Annotated in this window: 1 protein-coding gene; it reads left to right on the forward strand. The window is 58.5% G+C overall.

The window, feature by feature from the left end; translation table 11 throughout:
• Positions 1-24: 24 nt before the first annotated feature.
• A partial coding sequence (locus ACOI1H_RS26260) for a DUF5681 domain-containing protein (protein ID WP_422441305.1) occupies positions 25-501 on the forward strand: 477 nt, incomplete at its 3' end.

Raw genomic sequence — 501 nt, forward strand, 5'->3', positions numbered from 1 at the left:
GTCGAACGGATGAAGGCGCTCTTGATGGAAGAAGCCTATCGGGCGATCACGGTGCGAGATGGTGATCGCAATGTCACTGTGCCGATGGCACAGGCGATCCTGCGTTCTCTGGCTGTCAACGCGGTCAAGGGCCAGCACCGCTCACAGCGTCTGTTCTCCGAACTTCTCGCTTCGGCAGAACGCCAGGAAAAGGCGTTGCAGGATGAATGGATGGAGACGGCCATCACCTACAAAGTCGAGTGGGAGAGGGAGCTTGAACGGCGTGCCCGCCTCGGGATCACGACTGCACCGGAGCCACTTCCGCATCCAGACCACGTGATCATTGATCTGCGAAGGGGGACGGTTAACGTTGTGGGGCCGGCTACGAAAGAGGAAAAGGCGGAATACGACGTCTGGGTCGCGCGGAAGGCTGATTTTGAGCAGGAACTGGTCGCGTGCCACGAGGTTCTGGAAACCGAAACAGACCCTGCGATCCGCAAACTGCTCGAAGATGACATCGAA

The organism is Loktanella sp. DJP18 (assembly GCF_049310965.1).
Lineage (GTDB): Bacteria > Pseudomonadota > Alphaproteobacteria > Rhodobacterales > Rhodobacteraceae > Loktanella.